Source organism: Bartonella sp. AA86SXKL (assembly GCF_042196885.1).
Genome location: NZ_JBHIRE010000250.1, coordinates 289 through 795, shown reverse-complemented (window position 1 = coordinate 795; position 507 = coordinate 289). Strand labels below are relative to the sequence as shown.

Here is a 507-nt window from a genome sequence, read left to right as displayed (position 1 = left end):
TATGATCGATTATCAAATTCATGAAGATGATCTAGAAGAATTTCTCAAAGTGATGACACGTCGCCGCCATATTCGTTTACGTGATGGTGCTCGCCAATGGGTTCTCTTACGCGATCTTGAAAGGCCCCAATATTGGAGAGAAGCGTATCATATGCCAACATGGGTAGATTATTTGCGCCATAATCACCGCCGCATAAAAGCAGATGCAGAGGTCAATAAACTCTTGCGTCGCTTAAATCGTGCTCCTGACGGTGTAAGAGTACACCGCATGATTGAGCGGCAAACGATACCAAATGTCAGTGAAATGCATTTAAAGTCCTCTGCGGATCAGTTACCTTAATGATAAGAGAGCTAGAACAGTTTTTTGAAACTGTAAAATATGTATGATACTATTTTTATAGATGAATTTGTTGGAATGAACAGAACAGCAGAAGTTTTAGATGTTTTAATGAACACTTTATGTTGTTGATAATTTGAGGACAGCTTTTTATTGAAAAAACAGTTGGA

At 38.5% G+C, this 507-nt stretch carries 1 protein-coding gene; it reads left to right on the top strand.

All coding sequences use genetic code 11. From position 1 onward, the window contains the following. Nucleotides 1–340, top strand: a 340-nt coding sequence (locus tag ACFIO5_RS11320; protein WP_375705459.1) for an MFS transporter, incomplete at its 5' end; no start/stop codon positions are given. Nucleotides 341–507 lie beyond the last annotated feature (167 nt).